Annotated in this window: 20 protein-coding genes and 1 other annotated feature (1 of these 21 running past the window's edge); of the genes, 4 read left to right on the top strand and 16 right to left on the bottom strand. The window is 54.6% G+C overall.

All coding sequences use genetic code 11. From position 1 onward, the window contains the following. Positions 1-289 precede the first annotated feature (289 nt). Complete coding sequence (locus HYQ67_RS19080; protein WP_202306216.1) at positions 290-745, bottom strand: YqhG/Tai3 family protein; 456 nt, start codon at positions 743-745, stop codon at positions 290-292. Then, entirely contained in the window at positions 745-1,113 is a 369-nt protein-coding gene (locus HYQ67_RS19085; protein WP_202306218.1) for a hypothetical protein, read from the bottom strand. Before HYQ67_RS19085 ends, HYQ67_RS19080 begins: the two co-directional genes overlap by 1 nt. 213 nt (positions 1,114-1,326) lie before the next feature. On the opposite strand from HYQ67_RS19085, the gene HYQ67_RS19090 reads away from it, so the two are divergent. After that, the gene (locus HYQ67_RS19090; protein WP_202306220.1) at positions 1,327-1,569 is read left to right on the top strand and encodes a toxin-antitoxin system HicB family antitoxin; all 243 of its coding nucleotides are present in this window, start codon (positions 1,327-1,329) and stop codon (positions 1,567-1,569) included. Between the two features lie 69 nt (positions 1,570-1,638). Here HYQ67_RS19090 and HYQ67_RS19095 read toward each other — a convergent pair whose 3' ends face one another. The 5 genes from HYQ67_RS19095 to HYQ67_RS19110 all read right to left on the bottom strand — a co-directional run bounded on the left by HYQ67_RS19095 (position 1,639) and on the right by HYQ67_RS19110 (position 6,170). Continuing rightward, positions 1,639-2,409, bottom strand: coding sequence for a hypothetical protein (locus HYQ67_RS19095; protein ID WP_237391334.1), 771 nt, complete (start codon positions 2,407-2,409; stop codon positions 1,639-1,641). After that, on the bottom strand, positions 2,393-3,580 hold the full coding sequence (locus HYQ67_RS24045) for a lipase family protein (RefSeq protein ID WP_237391335.1): 1,188 nt from the start codon (positions 3,578-3,580) through the stop codon (positions 2,393-2,395). The genes HYQ67_RS19095 and HYQ67_RS24045 overlap by 17 nt, the downstream gene beginning before the upstream one ends. Next, positions 3,577-4,410, bottom strand: a complete 834-nt coding sequence (locus HYQ67_RS24050; RefSeq protein ID WP_237391336.1) for a hypothetical protein — start codon at positions 4,408-4,410, stop codon at positions 3,577-3,579. Before HYQ67_RS24050 ends, HYQ67_RS24045 begins: the two co-directional genes overlap by 4 nt. 382 nt (positions 4,411-4,792) lie before the next feature. Further along, on the bottom strand, positions 4,793-5,413 hold the full coding sequence (locus HYQ67_RS19105) for a Fic family protein (RefSeq protein WP_237391337.1): 621 nt from the start codon (positions 5,411-5,413) through the stop codon (positions 4,793-4,795). A 139-nt stretch (positions 5,414-5,552) separates the two neighbouring features. Next, positions 5,553-6,170: a hypothetical protein gene (locus HYQ67_RS19110; RefSeq protein WP_202306222.1), complete on the bottom strand. Its 618-nt coding sequence runs from the start codon at positions 6,168-6,170 to the stop codon at positions 5,553-5,555. A 171-nt stretch (positions 6,171-6,341) separates the two neighbouring features. Here HYQ67_RS19110 and HYQ67_RS19115 point away from each other — a divergent pair, with 171 nt between their 5' ends. Further along, a complete protein-coding gene (locus HYQ67_RS19115; RefSeq protein ID WP_202306224.1) occupies positions 6,342-6,638 on the top strand; it encodes a hypothetical protein in 297 nt (98 codons plus the stop codon). A 289-nt stretch (positions 6,639-6,927) separates the two neighbouring features. Further along, positions 6,928-8,112, top strand: coding sequence for a multidrug efflux MFS transporter EmrD (gene emrD, locus HYQ67_RS19120; RefSeq protein WP_202306226.1), 1,185 nt, complete (start codon positions 6,928-6,930; stop codon positions 8,110-8,112). Positions 8,113-8,190: 78 nt separating this feature from the next. Here the strand turns inward: emrD and HYQ67_RS19125 are convergent, their stop codons facing one another. The 6 genes from HYQ67_RS19125 to HYQ67_RS19150 form a co-directional block, all read right to left on the bottom strand. Beyond that, positions 8,191-8,913 (bottom strand): amino acid ABC transporter ATP-binding protein, encoded by a 723-nt coding sequence (locus tag HYQ67_RS19125; protein WP_202306455.1) that lies wholly within the window; start codon positions 8,911-8,913, stop codon positions 8,191-8,193. Continuing rightward, positions 8,900-9,664, bottom strand: a complete 765-nt coding sequence (locus HYQ67_RS19130) for an amino acid ABC transporter permease (protein ID WP_202306228.1) — start codon at positions 9,662-9,664, stop codon at positions 8,900-8,902. Before HYQ67_RS19130 ends, HYQ67_RS19125 begins: the two co-directional genes overlap by 14 nt. 43 nt (positions 9,665-9,707) lie before the next feature. Continuing rightward, positions 9,708-10,478 (bottom strand): basic amino acid ABC transporter substrate-binding protein, encoded by a 771-nt coding sequence (locus HYQ67_RS19135; RefSeq protein ID WP_202306230.1) that lies wholly within the window; start codon positions 10,476-10,478, stop codon positions 9,708-9,710. 102 nt (positions 10,479-10,580) lie between these two features. After that, positions 10,581-11,513, bottom strand: a complete 933-nt coding sequence (locus HYQ67_RS19140; protein ID WP_202306232.1) for a glycoside hydrolase family 5 protein — start codon at positions 11,511-11,513, stop codon at positions 10,581-10,583. Positions 11,514-11,815: 302 nt separating this feature from the next. Continuing rightward, complete coding sequence (locus tag HYQ67_RS19145) at positions 11,816-13,138, bottom strand: 6-phospho-alpha-glucosidase (RefSeq protein ID WP_202306234.1); 1,323 nt, start codon at positions 13,136-13,138, stop codon at positions 11,816-11,818. Next, complete coding sequence (locus HYQ67_RS19150; RefSeq protein WP_202306236.1) at positions 13,135-14,757, bottom strand: alpha-glucoside-specific PTS transporter subunit IIBC; 1,623 nt, start codon at positions 14,755-14,757, stop codon at positions 13,135-13,137. The genes HYQ67_RS19145 and HYQ67_RS19150 overlap by 4 nt, the downstream gene beginning before the upstream one ends. A gap of 297 nt (positions 14,758-15,054) precedes the next feature. Here HYQ67_RS19150 and HYQ67_RS19155 point away from each other — a divergent pair, with 297 nt between their 5' ends. After that, positions 15,055-15,786, top strand: a complete 732-nt coding sequence (locus tag HYQ67_RS19155) for a UTRA domain-containing protein (protein WP_202306238.1) — start codon at positions 15,055-15,057, stop codon at positions 15,784-15,786. A 16-nt stretch (positions 15,787-15,802) separates the two neighbouring features. On the opposite strand, the gene HYQ67_RS19160 is transcribed toward HYQ67_RS19155, so the two are convergent. The 3 genes from HYQ67_RS19160 to ibpA form a co-directional block, all read right to left on the bottom strand. Beyond that, the gene (locus HYQ67_RS19160) at positions 15,803-17,023 is read right to left on the bottom strand and encodes a GGDEF domain-containing protein (RefSeq protein ID WP_202306239.1); all 1,221 of its coding nucleotides are present in this window, start codon (positions 17,021-17,023) and stop codon (positions 15,803-15,805) included. Positions 17,024-17,153: 130 nt separating this feature from the next. Next, entirely contained in the window at positions 17,154-17,582 is a 429-nt protein-coding gene (gene ibpB, locus HYQ67_RS19165) for a small heat shock chaperone IbpB (protein ID WP_202306240.1), read from the bottom strand. A gap of 107 nt (positions 17,583-17,689) precedes the next feature. Beyond that, positions 17,690-18,103 carry a small heat shock chaperone IbpA gene (ibpA, locus tag HYQ67_RS19170; protein ID WP_202306241.1) on the bottom strand — a complete coding sequence of 138 codons (414 nt, stop codon included), beginning with the start codon at positions 18,101-18,103 and terminating at the stop codon, positions 17,690-17,692. Further along, positions 18,097-18,119: a sequence feature (ROSE (Repression Of Heat Shock gene Expression) occurs in the 5'-region of heat shock genes and acts as an RNA thermometer to modulate expression.), on the bottom strand (it continues 54 nt past the right edge of the window). It overlaps the preceding gene by 7 nt.

Consider the following 18,119-nt stretch of genomic DNA (forward strand, 5'->3'; position numbering starts at 1 on the left):
AGAGTGAACATATTTTGTCTCCTTTCACCTGAGCCAACACGTCATTCCAGCCTTGTACATACGAAGTCAGAGCTTCTGGTTACCGTTCGGATTTTGAGTGACGTGAAAGGTGAAACGGAGGGCTTAAGCTACGAAGAAAGATCGGCGTCTTCAGGGCGGATACAAGCTTCCTCCGTTTCGTGTAACCGGTAGCTAACCAGCTACCGGTTCAAGATACAAGGGCGGATAAGCCTGCGTCATCCGCCTTCTGCTTCAAAACAACGGTGGATGGCGCTGCCGCTTATCCACCCTACCTGGCTCCGGCATCAAAGATTTTATGCTCGAAGTTATCGGTGATATCCCTGACCCGATAAATCTTCCATTCGTTTTTTTCCTCGCGCAGATAAGCTTTCAGATGAATATTATTTCCATCCTCAACGCCTAGCCAGACATCCACCGCTTCACCTCCCATAACAGGCTGAGCTTCACCGACTTTTAACGCTGATCTCCATTGCGGATCGTAGTCTTGCGTATAGGTGAAGTAATCAGAATTAACTATTTCCTGTTCAGGAATTTTCGAGATATCAGCTAGTCGTTTGAGCGTGTTCGCCGCTACGTAATGTTGCATCTCTGCTGAGTCTAAATTTTTATGAGGCCCTGAAAGATACCAGCGATAAAAATTCTCTGTTTGTTCAGATGCCTGATTGTGGGGATTGGCGTTGCAGGCTGTAAGAATAAAAGCAGCAATAAGAATGAGTACGCGCATCAATGCATCCTGTAAATTTTGTAGGGTGGATTGGTTCTTCTGTAACCAGGGCCTGGGTACATGGTGCGTTGTCTGAAGTCAGATATCCAGGTTGTTCCATCGAACATCGCCATATGCCCGCTCGGGTTGCCACCCGGATAAGGTTGAATAACTACTACATCCCCAGCCCATAATGTCGAACCCGGTGGTACTTCTCTAAAACCAGCGCTAATTAATGAAGAACCATAATCTTTTGCATGTGTCGTTCGTGCAAGCGTGACTCCTCCGGCTTCAATCGCTTCTCGCGTGTATTGTGCACAATGGCTACTTGAGGTGCCTCCGGCCCTGGTCCTTAAATGTTGAATGGCGACATCTTTATTCCAGCTCATCTAACCTCCTTGATTAACTTAACTTTTCCTTTTATTGAGTTAACCATACTTCCTTTTTATTTTTTGAAACGCAAATCACTATTATTGAAAATATAAGCAATGTGGATAGTTAGAAAAAAATCATTTATCTAAAGAATGAAAAATAAAAAACACGTTACGTTTAATCATTATTCGTTGTGATACCAAAGCCAATTAATCATTTAATTAATATCAATGCACGGACTTTATAGGTATTCATATAAAGGGATTGAGCCTTATAAATCCTATAGCGGAAAAATCTCTGCCCGCCTGTCACCGGAAGACCATGCAGCGCTGGAACGTATTGCGCAGGCAAGCGGGGAGAGTATCAACCAGCTGCTGAATCAGGGCGTGAAGATGCTCATTAACCGCGTGAGTCCTGATCTCAACTCGGCCCAGTGGGAGCGAAGCTGCAAAATGCGACATTTTACAAAATGAGCGAGTTCGGAGACCGAAAGTGTAAAAAGGACGTCAAGAAGATCCTTTTTTACTCGGTACATATTCCACCTATTTCATTGACAGCAACTTGTCGTAATTCGGGTAGATATTAGTTATATCTTCACTAATACCATTTGGATAAGTCGCCGTTAAATTTCCCGGTCGTATAGCAGGTGGAGTTAACACAACTACTTTATTGAGGTGTATTTGCGGCTCAATTTTAATGCTTTCCACATCTACTGTTTTATATCTCCTCCGCCACTGCTCATATCCTGTATTACCACCGAAAAGAGACAGATCTACTGCATTATCAATATGGTGAACTACCATAGGGAAAAAGTCTGTCTTAAGTTCCAGTCTCTCCCCGCTGAATGCTTTAGCCTGCCCAGTCCCGTAACCATCACTGAGTCCGTAGTCCCCGAAATCGAAGATATAACTGGTATCGATAACCTCTTTTCCCTTCACCAGAGGAATATCGTCCGCAATCCTGAAGCTCACCATCAGTGAGTTCAGCCTCCACTGGCACGGGCCGCCGCCATCTACTGCAACCCGTAAACGCCGGATATTGTCACCATCTGGCGCGCCAAATGGCCGCTCAGTATCGTTATACCCCGGTATATCATGCGGTTCGTTGCTTGAGTTATAGCGGACAGATTTGCACTGCGCCGAACGGTACAACAGCTCGGCAGGCTGCAGTGTAATCCCCTCAGGGACCCGGAAAGTGACGTCCACCCACTTTGCCCCCTCCGGGGGAGAAAGTGTCTTATCAGGACGGTTATCACACCCGAAGAGCAGCGTCACAGCGCATGCAATAAAGGCGGTTTTACTGAGAGAGTTCAACTTCTTCCTCCGTTACCGCCGCAAAACGCAGCAGGGCATTTTTTCCTGTTTCTTCCGCCTGTGTTCGCCTCAGCGCCACCGGCAGCATGTCCTGCAGCGCCAGAAACTCACGGTTACGCTCAACCTCATCCTGGTTGCTGTAGGCTGCGCCTTTCTCAACCTCTTCCCGGAACATGACCCGCATCTCTTTCCGGTTCATATCGCGGGCCGGATCGGCCAGTTCCAGCACCTGATTGTGAATATAGGGCAGGTAGCGGTGCGCCATCGAGTGGCTGCGGGGATCAGTTCCGATGCCGTTCAGCGCCGGGTTAGTATTCTGCGGAAAGGTCTTTGCCAGGCTGGCCGGGTTCAGGCACTGGATAAACGAGGCCTGATGTTCACTGGTGGATATCAGGCACTCCTCATTCAGGGACGGCACCACATACAGCTTAGTGGCCACAAAATGCCGGGTGTAGGCCTGCCCGTCGACCAGGCTTTTCTGGTACGGGCTGGCGGTACGCATCGCGCACTGCTGCGCCCGGAAAAATATCACCGTGCTGCCGTGATGCCAGTAAGGGTCTTTTTTCTCCGCAAGCCCGGTTGACTGGTACGTCAGGTCCCGCACTGCCACACTTAGCCCTGCAGCAGTGGTCAGTGACCAGTCAAATCCCAGCTTGTCGCCCAGAGGCCCCCACGTTCTGTAAAACTCATTATCGAGATCGGCATCCGGCGGCATCTGCGTGATCGTGTCATTGTCGTTGACATGCCGGTAGTGTGTGATGCCGGCCAGAGAGGCGATCGCCGAGCGGGTGAAGCTCCGCGGCATCCCGTAGGTGTACAGAACGGGCTGGTAATCCTTCATCTCTGCGGCATACAGCAGCGCCAGCGCCCCGCCCAGACTATGACCACAAATAAATAATGACTTTCCTTTGTCTAAGGATGTTCTGAGTGCCCGAAGATCAAACTTATCCCCAAACTTCCTCTTTGCCAGCTGATAGGCTTCCAGAAAACCGCCGTGAACGCTTCCAGCTCCGGCCAGCTCCGGCAGACACCGCTTCGGGGCAAAGGACAAATCAGTCAGGACATTCAGCAGACTGTCGGTTCCGCACCAGGCGACCAGCACGTGAGAGGCACATTCCACCGCAAACAGGCGGGTATCACCTTCTCCCGTGTCACCCTCCCCGGTGTTCATGTAGACAGGTAGCGGTCGCGGAACGGCACGTCCTCCGCCAGCGTGTGAAAATAATTCGGGTATTCCGCAAGTTGTGGGAGGCAGGACAGATCCTGACACTTCTGCCGGAAAAAATAATCGATGGTCGGATTATTCGCCTCGGCGGCATACACCAGATCGGCCATGATGCCGAGGTTTAGCGCGTTCGCCAGGTCATAGTCCTTGGTGTCGTGCAGGGGCAGCACCCACGCCCGGAACGGACAGATTTCGATAACGTGTCGCTGCTCCAGTGCATCCCGCGTGATTTCCGTCCCTTTCAACGCCTTTCCCGGCGGAAAATGAAACACCGGCGGTTCAGGCGAGTCCCATCCAGGCATATCAGGCAGCCGATCGCACAGCTCCCCGATGGTCACATAGTGATGCCGGTAACCGACGGCTTCCGCTTTCTCCTGCACGTCTGTGCGCCAGTTTTTGTCCCGCGTCTCCCGGCGAAAGGCGTTTCCACTCACCGGCTGGCTGTTCGGGTTACGCCGGATGCCCAACGGACGCTGTTCCATGATGTCGGCCAGCTTCTGTCCATCAGTTTTCACGTCTACCGCTATCCAGTACAGGTCATCGAACCGTACCAGTCCCTGACTGTCGGTGACGCCGGCGGGCAGATTCGGCGGCGGCGTGGGGTCAAACCGGGTGTGGCCGCCCTTGGCCCACAGCGCCAGCTCCGCCGCTGTGGCCAGCGGATGGTATTCCAGCTGAACCTTCAGGCCGGATACCGCATTGTTGTCCTCGTCTACAAACTGCAGCTCCAGCCAGTGTTTCAACTGTTTACCACAGGCGACTTCTTTGTATTTCATTTTGTGACTCAGACAGGTCACGGTGGTGTTGTCTGTTGTATCCCTCACGCACTTCAATCCCTGTTTTTTATCTGGTTAAATTCCTGTCAATCATACACCAGAAGGTATTTTATCGCCGTGCCCGGTGGGGCACATAAAAGTAAGATTTTGTAAGATGTGGCAATCTAACACCCTGAACTGGCAGCCTTTATCCTGTGACAACATCCCTACTCCCTGAATCATCAATGGGTAATTGTTAAGGTAACCATTTCACAGGTGAGTGATTTTTACTCAGATCCAGTTCAAAAAAATCAGATGTTACATTTTGCAGCTTCGCTCTCACTAGGCCAACTCGATACAGGTCCGTCGGGACTAGCTTCCATCTATTAGGTATTAGGCTCAATTATTCCAGCGCATACCCCTGCTTTGGGGAGTTAGGTTTATTTGGGAACGCCAGTTTCAACTGCTTTACATCCACCATCGGTTTTAAATAGTTCTGCCGAATACTCTGCGCCTTACGTCCCAACAAAATCTCCATCACCGACACCGATAGGTAATGACCATCGCATAATCTTAGAAGCAGTTCTTTCATCACCTCAGTGTCAAGCCGACGGTGTTCTTTGGAAGGAGCAGCCATGGCTTCAAGAAATGCACAGAATTCAACACCCAGAACATCAAGATCGTCAATAAAAGGCCGGTCTAATAACTCACTAATGAAGCTGACATTTTTATCTCTAATCTTGTTTTGTTCCACACCATCCGGATCGCTATACGTTAAGTTACCGTCACTATGCGTTAAGCTTTTTGCCGAACTTAACGCATTAGCAAATACATCTTCAGGAGTTAGTGGCTCCATACCAGGTAAGCTGAATGATTTATCTCGTTTTTCACCGCTAGTGACAAGAAACCCCTTATCCACTACCCTCGGAAGCGTTAAGTTTGCGTCTTTCGAGTGCTTGCTGGTCAATTGACAGGCCCGCTCATGATTAACCCAGCCTTCAATGGCGGCGATAACAACAATCATCGTTTCAAAATCATTAAGCTGATGAAAATGTTCTCCAAATAGCGATTCAAGGAGTTAAGTCATGTCAATGACTCCTGGTAAAATCAATTAAAACAAGAGTATTCGAAATAAACGAAATTGAGTACAACAGCCTCTTCCCTCACATAGGCGGCACCAGCCCATCCTTTCCGGCGGAAATCCCGCGGGCGATCGCGTTGCCTTTGTCGTCTTTCATTGCGAACAGCACGACTTTGGTGCCTGGTTTTAATATCGATTTATCGGCTGGGGTTATCAGGACCACCGGGACGTCGTCCGGGACGGCGATCGTTTTTTCTTTATCGTGATATTTCACCGTCATCGTGCGGCCATTGCTGTTGACCAGCTTGCCGACCGTGCCGTTGGTCATGGTGTTGACCTGGCCATTGGCGGATTCAAACGGATTGAAGCCTTCCCCGGAGCCGCGCAGGCCTGGGGCGAACACGTGTACTTCCAGCGCTTTTAACGTGCCATCGGCCTGGGGCACGGCGGCGGTGCCGATAAAACTGTCCGGCTTGATGTCGCTCATCTTCGCTTTGCTGACGCTGTTCACCTTCGTTTTGTCCGTCAGCCCCACGCTGAGCTTTTCGCCCTGCCGCGTGGTGAGCTGCAGGGTATTGTCGTTCACATTCTCAATCGTGCCGCGAACCGGGGTGATGACGTTATCCGGCGTGGCGGCCATCGCCCCAAAGCTCAGGGCCAGCGCACCCAGCAGCAGAGCGGGTAAACGGTGCTTTATCATGTTTCTCTCCAGCGTTTAGTCGGTTAATTAGCAGGCTTATTAAGCGTAGAAAGACTGGTAAAAAGCGGCGGGAAAGAGTGTGTTTAAACGTTTCGTTGAGGAGAGATCGAGCACAGCCTGAGGCCGTTTATTCATGGTACGCTGCGGACAGACTTTCACAGGTGATGATAAATGGCTTATAAACTCGCGCTCTTGTTACTGGTCCCACTGGTTCTGGCTGGCTGTTCGTCGCTGGATAGCTCCGCCGGTAGCGGCCAGCGTTCTTTGAACTCGCGTGCCGATGAGGGTTTAATCCGCTCGCCGTATCCTGATCCTTATTACAACAAAGAGTATCTGAGTGACGACCAGCGTCGCGAGATCAGCGAGCAGCTTCGTGCGCAAAGGCTTGAGGCGCGTGGCCGCCGGGATAACAGCACCGACAGCGGCGACGGGTTTGGGCAGGCGATCCCCAACGGCTATTTTGACTGAGTACGACAGGCTTCTTCAGCCGCAGCTGTACGCCCTTCATTTCTGATTTATCCCCTTCCTGCTGGCCTGAAAAACAAAAAACCCCGCTGGTGAGGCGGGGCCGTTTTAATAAACGCTGGCAACAAACATTGCCGCGCCGTCTTTACATCAGGCCAGTTTGTGCCGTCTGGGAAAACGCTACGTCATCTTGCCTCGCGCTTTATCTGTGGTAGATTCCTCTCGATTTTCATACTGCGTCAGTGACATTCACTGGCGACTATTCTTTGCCACCCATAACCATGCTGAGACGATGAGAAAGTTAGCCAATATTCACCTGCTGATGATGCTTATTCTGCTGGTCGCCGTCGGGCAGATGACCCAGACGATCTATATTCCGTCGATCCCCGATATGGCCCACGAGCTGGGCGTACGCGACGGGGCTATCCAGCGGGTGATGGCGGCGTATCTGCTGACGTACGGCATTTCCCAGCTGTTCTACGGGCCGATTTCAGACCGCATCGGGCGTCGACCCGTCATCCTGGCCGGGATGGGCATTTTTATCCTAGCGACGGTCTGGGCGCTGTTCACCACTAATTTATCCGCCCTGGTGTATGCCAGCGCGCTGCAGGGGATGGGCACCGGCGTGGCCGGGGTGATGGCCCGCACCATGCCGCGCGATCTCTATGAGGGGTCGTCGCTGCGCCAGGCGAACAGCCTGCTGAATATGGGCATCCTGGTCAGCCCGCTGATTGCGCCGGTGCTTGGCGGCATGCTCGATTCGGTGTGGGGCTGGCGCGCCTGCTATGGTTTCCTGCTGCTGCTGTGCGTGATTGTGGCGTTCTGCATGCTGCGCTGGCTGCCGGAAACGCGCCCGGTTCAGGCGCAGCCGCAGCGGCTCAGGGCCAGCTATAAGGCGCTGCTCGGCAGCGGTTCGTTCAACTGCTATCTGCTGATGCTGGTCGGCGGGCTGGCGGGCGTGGCGGTCTTCGAAGCCTGTTCGGGCGTGCTGATGGGCGGCGTGCTGGGGCTGAACGGCGTGGTGGTCAGCATTCTGTTTATTCTGCCTATTCCGGCGGCGTTCTTCGGCTCCTGGTACGCGGGCCGTCAGAACGGGCGGTTTTCGGCGCTGATGTGGCAGGCGGTGCTGAGCTGCCTGTTCGCGGGGATTTTAATGTGGCTGCCGGGCTGGTTCGGCGTGATGAACATCTGGACGCTGATTGTCCCCGCCGCGCTGTTCTTTTTCGGCGCGGGGATGCTGTTCCCGCTGGCAACCAGCGGCGCCATGGAGCCTTTCCCATTCCTGGCCGGTACCGCAGGGGCGCTGGTTGGCGGCCTGCAAAACATTGGTTCCGGGGCGATGGCGTGGTTCTCCGCGCTGCTGCCGCAAACCGGGCAGTTCAGCCTGGGGATGCTGATGACGGCGATGGGCGTGCTGATTTTGCTGTGCTGGCTGCCGCTGTCGCATAAGTTTCAGCAGCACGGTGAGGCAGTTTAAAGATTCTGGTGGATGACGCAGGCTTATCCACCCTACAACAGATCGGGCGGATGGCGCGAGCGTCACCCGCCTGTGTTCTTAAAGCACCTTACTCAAAAACTCTTTGGTACGCGGGTTGGTCGGCGCGCTGAACAGCTGCGACGGCGGCCCCTGCTCCTGAATCACGCCCTGGTCGATAAACACCACGCGGTCCGCCACTTCCCTGGCGAAGCCCATTTCGTGGGTCACGATCACCATCGTCATGCCCTCCAGCGCCAGCTGTTTCATCACCGCCAGTACTTCCCCTACCAGCTCCGGGTCGAGCGCCGAGGTTGGCTCATCGAATAAGATGATCGAGGGCTCCATTGCCAGCGCGCGGGCAATCGCCACGCGCTGCTGCTGGCCGCCGGACAGGCTTGAAGGCCAAGCGTCGATTTTGTCTATCAGCCCCACCTTTTGCAGCAGTTTTTCCGCGCGCGAGACGGCATCTGCCCTCGACAGCCCTTTAAGGGACATCGGTGCCATAATCAGGTTCTCCAGCACCGTCATGTGCGGGAACAGGTTAAAGCGCTGGAAGACCATACCGATAGTTTCGCGCAGCGTATTGAGGTTGGTTTTTGGGTCGTGGACCGCAAAACCGTTCACCATAACTTCGCCGCCGTCCGGCTTTTCCAGCGCGTTCAGGCAGCGCAGGAAGGTACTTTTACCGGAGCCGGACGGGCCGATGACGCAGACCACTTCCTGCGGCGCTATATCGCAGGAGATGCCGCGCAGCACGTGGGTTTTGCCAAACTGTTTCTGCAGGTCGTTAACGTGAATCACTTTTGCCAAACCTCTTTTCCATGTGTTGCACCATCAGCGACAGAATAAACGTCAGCACCCAGTAGACCAGCGAGATGGTCAGGTACGGCTCCCAGTAGGTCGCATAGGCGCCGGAAACGGTACGCGCGGCGTAGGCCAGGTCGGCCAGGCCGATTGCCGAAGCCAGCGAGGAGTCTTTGACAATGGCAATGGCATTGTTGCCCAGCGGCGGCAGGATGCGGCGGAACGCCTGCGGCAGGATCACCTTGCGCATTGTTTTGCCCCAGCCCATGCCCAGCGCGCGGGAGGCTTCCATCTGGCCCTTATCGATAGACTGGATGCCAGCACGGAAGATCTCAGAAACATAAGCCCCGGCGTTCAGGGTTATCGCCACCACGCACGACAGGAACGCGCCGTATTCAGAGCGCAGCTCGCGGGCGAAATCGACGGACATCAGGCCGCTGGTGACCAGCATGCCGTCGCGCGGGTTGATGAACAGCGGCACCAGCGCAAAGTGAACCACCATGATCTGCACAAACAGCGGCGTACCGCGGAAGGCGCTGACGTAAACGCGCACCGGCCACTGCACCGCATAGCGCAGCACGTGTTTCCACGGGCCGTCTTCGGCGTGCGCCATTCGGCCCAGGCCGAGCAATAGCCCCCAGGTGGTGCCTAAAATTACGCAGATGATGGTGCATTTGATGGTCATGATCGCGCCCTGCATAAATAGCGGCGCGTATTCTGAGATTATCTCCCAGCGAAATCCGGTCATACCTGTCCTTGTTGGGGCCGAAACGGCCCCGAGTCATGCAAATTTATTCAGCGGGGAGGGTGGGAACGTTGCTGTCAAACCACGTGGTGTAGATCTTCGCATAGGTGCCGTCAGCGACGATTTTCTTCAGCCCTGCGTTGATTTTTTCGCGCAGCTCGGCGTTATCCTTCGCCACGGCGATACCGAAATACTGGCGCTCGAACTTGGTGTCCGAAACGGTTTTCAGCTGCTTTTCCGGGTGGGATTTGATGTAGTACTTGATCACGCCCACGTCGCCCACGGCGGCGTCGATACCGTCCTCCGCCAGCTCCTGCAGCATCAGCGGCGTGTTATCAAAACGCTTGATGTCGGTGCTGTTTTTGCCCAGCGTATCGGAAACCACAATGTCGCCAGCGCTGGAGTTCACCACGCCAACTTTCTTACCTTTCAGCGAGTTAACTGAATCTACTTTAGAATCTGTTGGCACTACGATGGACTGTTCAGCGGGGAAATAAGGCGCAGAGAAATCGACCATGGCCTTACGCTTGTCGGTGATGGTGATGCCGGAAATGATGATGTCGCGGTCGCCGGAGTTCAGGGTGGCGAAGATACCTTCCCACGGGGTGTTAACCAGCTTGATATCAAACCCTTCGGCTTTGGCGATGGCCTTGATGATGTCGATGTCGAAGCCTTCCAGCTGCTTCTGGCTGTTTTCAAATTCAAACGGGCGGTAGGTGCCGCCGGAGCCGACAACGTAGGTCTGCTGGGCCGCGTATGCGCCGGTGGCGAGGGTGGCAACCATGCACCCGGCGAGAAGAACTGATTTTGCTAACATCCTGATCATGTGGCGCTCCGATATATTATGTATTTATGCAGTTTATTTGCATAAAACTACATAATCTGACGGAGCGCGGCAACCTAAAGTTAGCGAAACGACTCAGTTAGTGCACCGAGGCCTGAGGATCGCGTCCAGCAGCGGCTGCATTTCAGGGCGCCAGGCCCCCTCTTCGCCATCATAAAATTTGCCGTCGCCGTTTACCGCAAACGGCAGGTGGGCCTTTTGCAGCTCGCAGGCGGTAAAGGTGGCGAAGGCAATTTGCTGCTTTGTAGGGCCGCTTTTGACCACTTCACCCACCGACCACGCGCCAACCCAGCTGCTGTGCCCGGTTTTTTGCTGCCAGTGAAGCACATTGTTAATTCGCGTGCGGATCGCCGCTTTCTCAGCAGGCGTGCCCGTCGTCCAGCCGCGCTTCCCCTTCACTGCCACCGGCCCGTACGGGAAAAGGTGCCAGTTGGCCATCACGGGAGCCGTCGCGGAGTCCGGCCATTTCAGGCTGTCGGGCTGGGTATAGGCCTGAGGGGAGATCAGCACCATGCGCTGCGGGCTGATTTTGTGAATCGCTTTGCCGGCCTTTTCATACAGCGCGTTGAGCTGGGCGTGGCTTAGCTTATCCGACGGTTCGTAAAGGATATCGAAGCCGAGCTGCGGGAAGCGCTGGGCAAAGTAGCGGGCCGTCGTCGTCCACCACGCTACAACCTGCGCGTCGCTTTCGCTGCCAGCCTGATAGCTGACGATCGGCACAACGTTGTACTTCTGGCAGGCCTCAACGATTTTTTGCAGATGCACCAGCCGCTGGTGCGTAGCTTCCCCCGTCACGCGGATGCGCACGTGGCCGAAGCCGCGCTGCTGATAGTCCCTCACCGCCAGCGGATCGAATTCGCGAATGCCGCGCTCGGTGCGCGCCCAGTCGACAATTATTCCCGTCCCCAGCTGGCTGGCGTAGGTTTGCGGTGCGGGCGCGGGCGGCGTGGCGGCCATCGCGCTGGCGCTCAGGGACAGCAGAGCAGCAATCAGAATCGGCTTATGCATGGCCTGTAACTTTATGATGAGAGGGGAAAACCTAATATTTAGCACGCTTTACCCAAAGGGGGGAGCGCGGAGTGAAATAAAACGTAGCCGGTGAGAATGAAAAAACGGTGCCCGAAGGGGCACCGTTTTAGATTGCTGACAAAGAAGAAAAAAGCGTGGTTTTTCCTTCTTTGTGGTTAGCAGCCGAAAATCAATGAATTGATTTTCCTTGTTATTTATTCGGTGAGATCTTTTCGAATTCCTTTCGGTTTAGGTTTGTCATCAGTCTGAACGGTGCCCGAAGGGGCACCGTTACAGAGGATTTACTTCAGCTCGGGCCAGTATTCCCGGTTTGCCTCTACCAAATCATCCAGAATCGCTTTCGCGACGGACGCGCTCGGCACGGTTTTCGACAGGGTTATCGCCTGCCACAGCTTCTGATACGAACGATGCTCCCAGGCATCCACCACCAGTTTTTCTACCGCCACCTGCTGGCTCATCAGGCCTTTCTGGAACTGCGGAATATTGCCGACGACCAGCGGTTCCGGCCCGTTTTTGCCGACCAGGCATGGGATCTCGACCATCGCTTCCGGATCGAAGTTATTGATGGCCCCGTTGTTCGGCACAATCAGCAGCATGCGCTCCTGGGTGTTAAACGCGATGGCGGTGGCCAGGTCGACGATGTACGACGCGTGCTCGTCAATTTCCAGCTCGCCCGCGGAGGATTTCCCGGCCTGGATAATGGCGTTGCAGGAGCCGAAGACGTTTTTCTCACGGTGATCCATAACCTCGTTGGCGCGGGTGCGTTCGGGGTTGGAATGCTGCACCACGTAGTCCGGGAACAGATAGTATTTCAGGTAGGTGTTCGGGAACGTTTCAGGATCAAGCGCCCACACGTCTTTCGCTTTCGCAAAGGTGTCGTTCCAGCTCGCTTCCGTGCCGTGCTCGTCAGATGGCGGAACATAGCCAAATTTCGCCACGTGTTCGCGGATTTTTGGCATCAGATCGTTGCCCTGTAAATCCTCAATCGACGTCCACCAGCCGAAGTGGTTAAGGCCGTAGTAGCGCACGCGCATCTCTTTGCGGTCTTTCAGGCCGACAATCTGCGCCATGCGGCTTTCGATGCCGATAGGCATATCGCAGATGTTGAGGATTTTCGCCTGCGGACGCAGGCGGCGGGTCGCCTCCGCCACGATAGCCGCCGGGTTGGAGTAGTTGAGCATCCAGGCGTTCGGCGAATATTTTTCCATGTAGTCGACGATTTCCAGCACGCCGCCGATGGAGCGCATGCCGTAGGCGATCCCGCCCGGCCCGCAGGTTTCCTGGCCTACAACGCCGTGGCGCAGCGGGATTTTTTCATCTTTTTCACGCATCGGGTATTTGCCCACGCGGATATGCGCCATCACGAAATCTACGTCGGTAAACGCCGCCTTCGGGTCCGTGGTGTAGCTGAATTCAATGTCCGGCGCCTGCTCCCTGAGAATGACTTTGCACGCTTCGGCGATGGTCTCCTGACGCGAACCGTCGTTGTCATAGAACTTCAGGGCGCGCAGCGGGAAGCGGTCCTGGTTTGCCAGCAACATCAGTACGATACCAGGGGTAAAGGTGCTGCCGCCGCCGGCTACTACTACAGAGAATTTTTTCATGATACTGCCTCCGTCATGGATTTAAGTTCGGTCGAAGATGTGTCTTTCATCAGGCTTTCAATCTGGTCGCGGACCTGCGGGACGTTCAGCCCGACGATGACCTGGATACCGTTGCCGCGCCGCACCACGCCGTGGGCGCCCAGCGCTTTGAAAATGTCGTCGCCGTGGGTCAGCGCCATGTCCGCAAGGGTGATGCGCAGGCGGGTCGCGCAGTTGTTCACGCTAAGGATGTTGCCGGTGCCGCCGAGCGCTTCAAGGAAGCCTGCGGCCTGGCCCTGGCTGGTTTCTTTGCTGGCCGCAGCGGTGGTCAGCCCGCGTGAGGCCCTGTAGTCCGCCTTGCTGTAGAGCTTGATTTCACTCTCTTCACGGCCCGGCGTTTTCAGGTTGAAGCGCAGGATCAGCGTGCGGAATACCGCGAAGTAGATGCCGGTGAAGATGACGCCGATGCCAATCTGCGTGAACATCATCGACGCGTGGTTGTGGAACATGGGGATCCAGTTTTGCGGCAGGAACTGGTCGAGCAGGCCGCCGCCCATGTTGCCCACCACGCCGCACATGTACATTACCGTGGCCATGGTCGCGGCAAGAAAAGCGTGTACCGCAAAGAGTACGGGGGAGATGAACAGGAAGGTAAACTCGAGCGGCTCGGTGATCCCCACCAGCATCGCCGTGAGCGTTGCCGGGATCAGCAGCCCGGCCACTTTGACGCGGTTTTCCGGCGCGGCTGTAGCGTAGAGCGCAAGCGCAATGCCAAGGCAGCCGAAGACTTTTGAGTTGCCGTGCAGGGCAAAGCCACCTTCCGGGAACAGGGTTTTCAGCGGCAGCGTGCTCTGGCTGAACTCCTGCAAATGCTGCGCCCAGTAAACCTGGATGCCGCCTTCAACGACCGCCGGGCCGAAGATAAACGGACCGTAGATGAAGTGGTGCAGGCCGGTCGGGATCAGGATGCGTTCGAGGAAGGTATAAATCCACACGCCGAGCGCCCCGGCACCGCGCAGAAACTCCTGGAGCGATTCAATGCCCATCTGCACTTTTGGCCAGCCGAACAGCGTAAGCCAGGCGCAGGGGATCATCGCGAAGAAGGCGACAATCACCACGAACGAGCTGCCCTGGAAGATGCCGAGGAACACCGGCAGCGGCTTGTCGAAGTAGCGGTTATGAATGGCGGTGGCGAAGCCAGATATCACAATCGCGCCGATGATGCTGGTATCGAGCGTTTTGATACCGGCAATCATGGCCAGCCCCGTACCGGCTCCCGGCTCGACGCTGAAATCAACGCCGAAGTAGCTGCCCCAGGTCATCCCCATCGCGTTGATGAAGTAGTTCCAGGTCATAAAGCTCACCAGCACGGCGAGGCAGGCGCGGCCCTGGGCCTGCTTTGCCAGGCCAATCGGTAAGCCAACGGCAAAAATCAGCGGCATGTTGCGGAACACCGTCCAGCCGCCTTCTTCAATGATGTGGACGATTTGGGCAAAGAGATTATCAGGGGCGGTAAGCGCTTCGCCGACGAACATCGGGTTGCGCAGCATAATGGCGATGCCTACCACAATCCCGGCGAACGGAAACAGCAGTACCGGGGTAAACATTGCGCCACCAAAACGTTGTATTTGACTGAGCATTTTTAAATCCTCACGTAACAACCTGTAGGGTATGTGACCTTATTTTTTTAACGCTGGTCTGGGACTGAGAGTAGGGAGGCTACGCGGACATATCTTTGCCCGCTGCGCCGATTCGTGATCGCATTCATGGTTTTTGTTTGGCCTAAGTTGTCTACTTTTTGAGGTAAACGTAGACACGGTGATTTCCCGACGGGCATTCAGTCGGTGAATCAGATTTAAATACAATATTTATCAATTTATTAACTTATGAACCACGGGTTCATTAAGCGCAGCGGGAAACCGCTAAGAGGTCTGGCAGTGATCTACAAATCCATAGCCGACAGGCTGCGCATCCGGCTCAATTCTGCCGATTACAACATTGGTAGCCCGCTGCCTGCTGAAGTCCGCCTGGCGGAAGAGTTTGGCGTCTCACGCATGACGATCCGCAAAGCGGTGGATTTACTGGTGGGCTGGGGGCTGGTGCAGCGCCGCCACGGCAGCGGCACGTTTGTGGCAAAGAAAGACGTGCATCATGAAACCACCAACCTGACCGGGTTTATCGAGGTGATGCGCAACCAGGGAAAAGAGGTGGTCAGCGAGGTGCTGGAATTCAATATCATGCCCGCGCCGCCCGCCATCGCCAGCCAGCTGCGCATTAAAATTGATGAACGGATCTACTACTCGCGCCGGGTGCGCTCGGTGGACGGCAAGCCGCTGATGGTGGAGGACAGCTATATGCCGGTGAAGCTGTTTCGCAATCTTTCGGTGGCGCATCTGGAAGGGTCAAAGTTCAGCTACATCGAAGATGAGTGCCATATCGTGGTCTGCGGCAACTACGAAAGCCTGACGCCCGTGCTGGCGGACAGAAAAATGGCAAAGCTGATGAACATTGCCGAACAGACGCCCATCCTGCGAATTACCTCACTTTCCTACAGCGACAGCGGCGATTTTGTGAATTATTCGGTGATGTTCAGAAACGCCAGCGAATACCAGGTGGATTACCATTTACGGCGGGAGCACAGCAGCGATCACCACCCCGAGGGAAGATGAAGCAAAGCCCCCAAAACTAAGGAGCTGGCTCCGCAAGGTTGAAGCGGTTACGGCCCTGCTCTTTGGAGAGGTAAAGGGCTTTATCGGCACGGGTCAGCAGACTTTCCACCGACTCGTCCTTCTCCCACTGGGCAATACCCTGGCTTATCGTGACGTGATCCGCGATATCAGAATCTGCATGCGGGATGGCCAGCCTGTTAATTTCATTTTGAATGCGCACGGCGACGTCCTGCGCCACGCTAAGCGTCACGTCTGACAGTACCACCACAAACTCCTCGCCGCCGTAGCGCGCCACTAAATCGCCGCTGGCGTTACGCACCGCGTGCGTCAGGGCTTGAGCAACCTGGATAAGGCATTCGTCACCAACAAGGTGCCCGTAACGATCGTTGTATTTCTTGAAGTAATCGACGTCTATCAGGATAACCGTTGGCGGCGTGTTGGCGAGCGGGGCAAGGGCGATCAGTTTATTAATACGGTCGTCAAACTGGCGGCGGTTGGGGATTTGCGTCAACGGGTCACTGTGGGCTATCTGGTCCAGCGCAGCGGCGTAAGTCTGATTAGTGTATTCCTGCCGAATCGCCTGAATAAACCAGTGTTTAAGCATGCGCCGCCCCGTCTCCACCAGGAAGAGGGTCATCACCACGCCCATCATGACGAAGAGCTGAAAAGGCTCAAAAAAGAGGTACTTAATCAGCAGCGGCAGCACTGTGATAGGCACAATAAAGCTATAAAGGCACAGGGTTGAGACATACAACCCCGCCAATGAAGAAAAAATAAGCATTAAGAACAGCGACATACCGAAGAGAATTTGCTCATTGCCTTCGATCATCGTCAGTATCAGCGCCCAATAGCAGCCCAGCAGGAAAAAACCGAACGCCAGGGCTTTGATATGCAGCTTCGCGAGCATTTGATGCGGCCAGCTAAAGCGGGAGGCAAGCGCGCAGGCTATCAGAAAGCCCAGAAAAAGCCCGACGGTGTAGTCGATACTCGAACCAAACAGATCGCTCGACGGCTGGAAATGCTCCAGGTTAAGTACCTGGCGCTGGATGAGGATAAAAGAAGAGCAGCTGACGCCCACCAGCCACAACCATCTGATGGAGGAAGTGAGCGCGCTACGAGTGGCGGTATTTTTAAGCGTCTGGTATTCGTCTGTTTCTTTGAACAGAACGTGGGAAAGGTTAAGCACATAATCGTCAATAGCGACTTCTAAAAACCTTCGAATCTTCCCGAAATACATACGCCCCAACCCACCCGTTTGATTATCCAGCACGCAACAAAATGTTACGTATATGCAAATATAATGCATCAGGGGGGGTGAACAAAAGGAGAGCCTGAAAATGAAACGGGGCCGCAGCCCCGTTTATGGTTTAACTATTGAGCGCCGGACGTTCACTGATAGCGATACGCTGCGGAGCAACTTCTTCCGGTACCTCGCGCAGCAAATCTATATGCAACAGCCCGTTAGTGAAGGTAGCGCCAGATACTTTCATGTGTTCAGCGAGCGTAAAGCTCAGGCTAAACGGCTGGGTGACCAGTCCCTGATGCAGCCACGTCGGTTCTTTTTCGGCCTTTTCTGGCTCGCCTTTTACGGTAAGACGCGTGCCTTCCAGCTCAATGTTCAGATCTTCCTGGCGGAATCCTGCCAGCGCAAGGGTGATTCGGTAATGGTTATCGTCGCCTTTTTCGATGTTATAAGGCGGGAACCCCTGGGTTTCCGGTGAGGTTTGCAGGGCGTTGGCCATTTTGTCAAAGCCGATCCATTGACGCAGCAGCGGGGATAAATCGTAGTTACGCATAAGTTTTCTCCTTCTGAGAAGCGAGTGATTACCTGGCAATATGCGAATTGCCATTGGCTCCCTGACGGCAAGCCGGTTTTAGCGGGCCGCGAAGCGACCCGACAGAATTAATTAATTTCGATGCGGCGAGGCTTCATTGATTCCGGGATCACGCGCTCGAGATCGATATACAGCAGGCCATTCACGAGATTTGCGCCGCGAATGTGGATATTTTCTGCCAGCTGGAATTTACGCTCGAAATTGCGCTCGGCGATGCCCTGATAAAGATAAGTGCGCTCAGGCCCTGCATCAGCGTGCGCGCCTTTTACCACCAGTAAATTATCCTGGGCGGTGATCTCCAGCTCGCTTTCAGCAAAACCGGCGACGGCAATGGTGATGCGGTAGTTATTTTCATCCACCAGTTCAACGTTATACGGAGGGTAGCCGCCGTTGCTTTGGCTTTGATTGTTTTCCAGCAGGTTGAACAGGCGGTCGAATCCAATGGCGGAACGATAGAGTGGAGAAAGGTCGAAATTACGCATAGTTAAAAACTCCTGA

Source organism: Dryocola clanedunensis subsp. sulfonylureivorans (assembly GCF_016756775.1).
In the GTDB taxonomy this organism is placed as follows: domain Bacteria; phylum Pseudomonadota; class Gammaproteobacteria; order Enterobacterales; family Enterobacteriaceae; genus Dryocola; species Dryocola clanedunensis.